Annotated in this window: 5 protein-coding genes; 1 reads left to right on the top strand and 4 read right to left on the bottom strand. The window is 33.2% G+C overall.

Annotation, left to right across the window (positions count from 1 at the left end):
- Positions 1-86: 86 nt before the first annotated feature.
- The 3 genes from RT405_RS09980 to RT405_RS09970 all read right to left on the bottom strand — a co-directional run bounded on the left by RT405_RS09980 (position 87) and on the right by RT405_RS09970 (position 1,688).
- Positions 87-524, bottom strand: coding sequence for a PH domain-containing protein (locus RT405_RS09980; RefSeq protein ID WP_313469437.1), 438 nt, complete (start codon positions 522-524; stop codon positions 87-89).
- An 18-nt stretch (positions 525-542) separates the two neighbouring features.
- Complete coding sequence (locus RT405_RS09975) at positions 543-1,256, bottom strand: alpha/beta hydrolase (RefSeq protein WP_313469436.1); 714 nt, start codon at positions 1,254-1,256, stop codon at positions 543-545.
- A 177-nt stretch (positions 1,257-1,433) separates the two neighbouring features.
- The gene (locus RT405_RS09970) at positions 1,434-1,688 is read right to left on the bottom strand and encodes a hypothetical protein (protein WP_313469435.1); all 255 of its coding nucleotides are present in this window, start codon (positions 1,686-1,688) and stop codon (positions 1,434-1,436) included.
- Positions 1,689-2,072: 384 nt separating this feature from the next.
- Here RT405_RS09970 and RT405_RS09965 point away from each other — a divergent pair, with 384 nt between their 5' ends.
- Entirely contained in the window at positions 2,073-2,948 is an 876-nt protein-coding gene (locus RT405_RS09965; RefSeq protein ID WP_313469434.1) for a helix-turn-helix transcriptional regulator, read from the top strand.
- A gap of 47 nt (positions 2,949-2,995) precedes the next feature.
- On the opposite strand, the gene trxA is transcribed toward RT405_RS09965, so the two are convergent.
- A complete protein-coding gene (gene trxA / locus RT405_RS09960; protein ID WP_313469433.1) occupies positions 2,996-3,307 on the bottom strand; it encodes a thioredoxin in 312 nt (103 codons plus the stop codon).
- Positions 3,308-3,413: the final 106 nt, after the last annotated feature.

Here is a 3,413-nt window from a genome sequence, read left to right as displayed (position 1 = left end):
AAAGAAGTGGATTTCTCCACTTCAAAAAAAAGTCTAACATTCAGGGGTCACTACACAGCAGCCCTATTGCTTCTGCTTTTTACTTTCTATTTTTGAACTTTTTTCCTTAGTTCCGTTAAAAATACTTCTTTGTCAATTGGCGATAGTTTGATACTCTTCTTTCCAAAGTTAGTTGTATAATAAAGAATAACGCCTTCTTTCGAAGACAGTACCCTATTCCCTGTCATTACATCTGCCAACTTAAATTGTACCGATTCAGCCTTGTCTATTTGTTTATAGGAAATGTGCTTCACAAATGGCCCATTCCGTATAATTAAACCATTTTGCTGAAGGTCGTAAACAATAAAATAATTGGCAGAAAGCCAACTAATTACAACTAAGACTAAAACTAGCGTTAATATGCCTTGAATCGTTTGGTTAAGCGGCAAGAGAGAGCGTGCAATAATAAGAGCAATCAACCATAAAAAACTATTGGACGAAAATAAAATAATGAAAAAAAGATCATGCTTTGATTTAAATTTCATCTTGTTCTCCTTCTTTGCTTATTTATTTGCAGTAAAAAAGCGTGCGGCCATTGAATTAAACGCTGCTGTTTTTTCCATCATCAAAAAATGTGTAGCTGCTGGAAAAATAACTTTTTGACTAGTACTTATCAACTGGTGCATTTGTTCAGTATGCTTCGGTTTTATGACATCCTGTTCTCCTGCTGCAATAAGTGTAGGAGTTGTGATTTTTTTTAAATCTTCCTCTGTTAAATCCAACTGATGCCACATTAAATCAATAATTTCTTTACGTTTACGCTGACGTTCACTATATTTCCCCAACTTATTTAAATAATAATAGTGCCATTGAACAAAAAGAAAATCTTTTTTTCTTAACCCATTTGCCTTAAAATTAGCGCCGACAAGTACCATTTTTTCTACTTTTGCTGGGTAGTGACTGGCTAAATATAAGGCTAAATTTCCTCCGTCGCTAAACCCTATGATAGAGACCTGTTCAAGCTTCAAATAATCTAAAACAGACAAGATATCCTTGGCCATTTTTTCGAAAGACAATGGTGTTCTTCCATGATCAGAACGACCATGTCCCCGGCTGTCTAATGCAATCACGTGATAAGTCTGATTGAAATATGGCACTTGATATTTAAAGATTTCATGATTTTCTTCGCTTCCATGCAGCAAAAGCAATGGCTTCCCTTTACCGCTAGTTTTACAAAACAAATAGCCGTCTTCTGTGGGTATATACATGGCTTTCATTTTCTTCCTCCTCACAAGGATCTCCTCACTTCATTCTAACAAAATATACGCGTTTCCTACAACTGATCTTCATTTAAAATTAAACACAAAAAAACATCAATCTCTCTCCAAAGATTGATGCTCTATGGGACTTATCTCAACACAGGGGGGCATTAAGATAAGATCCTTTGTTTCACTTTAAATGTTAATATCTAAATTGATGATTTTTAACGTAATCATTAATTGATTTTCACGTTTAACAAATAACAATCTCGTTACTTTCATCTTATTTAAATCAGCCAGCGAGAGATTGTGTCTTCTCAAAACACCATCAAGGGGGCAATCTAGCATACCATCTGCATTTTCTATAAAATCTTCCTTAACTATTTGCAAGACATTTTTCGCATCTTTTCCTTCAATAATATAGGCGTATTCTTCATTTATTTGTTCCATGCTTATGATTTCCCCTCCCACTTTAGGCTTGTAATGTGTTCACCATCTGTAATTACTAAGTGTAGAAGTTCTTTGCTGTTTATTAAATTGAATATGCAACTCCTCCTATTCTCCAAATACATTCCTTTATCTCTCGAGTAATTTACCAGCAAGTATTATGGAAAACAGTTGATTACTATGACTTGACGTTGTCGTCTAGCCGCCGCCACCAACAAACCAAAGTACTGGTAAGATTGCCATAAGCTTTTTCAAGACTTTAATATAGTCCATCTTCATGTAATCCCTCCGTTCTTGAATATAGTATACCAAAAGAAATGCAATTTAATGTATAATGTGCATATAGTAACATTATTTTTTTTAGACTGAAAAAAGTGGGTGAAATAGTTGGTTAATCAGGAAAAACCGTTTGGTCCAGATCTTAAGAAAATTCGTGAAAATAAAGGTTATACACAAGAAGTGGTAGCTCGCAATGCAATGAGCCGCTCTACTTATACTCGTTTTGAAACAGAAATCATCACTACAACCGTTCCAAAATATTTTCAGATTCTTAACAATTTAGATATGTCGCACAAAGAATTTTCTTATATTCATAATAAATATCATTTAAGTGACAAAGAAGCAATTCTATATCAATTTAATTCAGTCACCACAAACTCTGATCTTCTTCTTTTAAAAAAATTAAAGCTGCAGGCAGAGAATTACCTGCTAAAAAATGAGGACCCTGTTATTAAAGATATTGTTGAAATCTATGAGGCACTGCTGACCTTAGCACATACACATGATTTAAAATTAGCTTATGCTCATGCTGAAAAGGTTTGGTTCCGGCTCGAAAAAATGGATAAATGGTACTTGACTGAACTTCGTTTATTAAACAATATCTTATTTTTCTTTTTACCAGAAACTTCTCTATTCATTTCTAAACGGGCACTTCTTGATTTAAATAATTATCGTCATTTTAGAGAAGCAACTGAATTAAAAATGGCTTTTTCAATGAATTTAGTTTATTTATTGATGGAAAACCAAGACTTTAAACAGTCTCTACTCCACGCAGATGCCTTGATTGAAGATTGCAAAGCAGAATCAAAGTATATTATGCTGGCTGTGCTTTATGTACGTAAAGGAATCATTTTAGAAAAAATACAATCCGAAAAAGATTCAGCTGTTTTTATTCAAAAAGGTTTTACTATCCTTGAAGCTATTGAAGAAGGGGAAATAAAAAAAGAATTAGAACAGGAATTGAAATACTATTTAAAATCATAAAAAAGAAGGAGGATGAGAAAAAAATCTCATCTTCCTTTTTTTAATTATTATTTATATTTTGCAATAACTTCTTCAAGTTGTTCTTTGCCATGGTAGCCAATTAATTTATCAACAACTTCTCCGTCTTTTTTAATTAGCAATGTTGGGATACTCATAATACCGAATGAAGCAGGGACAGCTGGGTTTTCGTCAACATCCATTTTTACAAATTTAACTTGATCGCCAATTTCTTCATCTAATTCTTCTAAAACTGGTGATTGCATCCGACAAGGTCCGCACCAAGTTGCCCAAAAGTCAGTGATGGTTAATCCCTCTTTAGTTTCTTCTTCAAAGTTTGTATCTGTTACTACTTGTACCATATTATTTCCTCCTAAATTCTTAAACTTATTAATAGTAAGTCTTTCACTCTTTTAATTATAACAAACAAAAGAAATATAAAGTGAAACTTTAATCAGCCCTCACCAA

It is taken from the genome of Carnobacterium sp. (assembly GCF_032094055.1).
GTDB lineage: Bacteria > Bacillota > Bacilli > Lactobacillales > Carnobacteriaceae > Carnobacterium_A.
The sequence above is the reverse complement of the archived record's forward strand: the minus strand, read 5'-3'. Positions and strand labels throughout refer to the sequence as shown.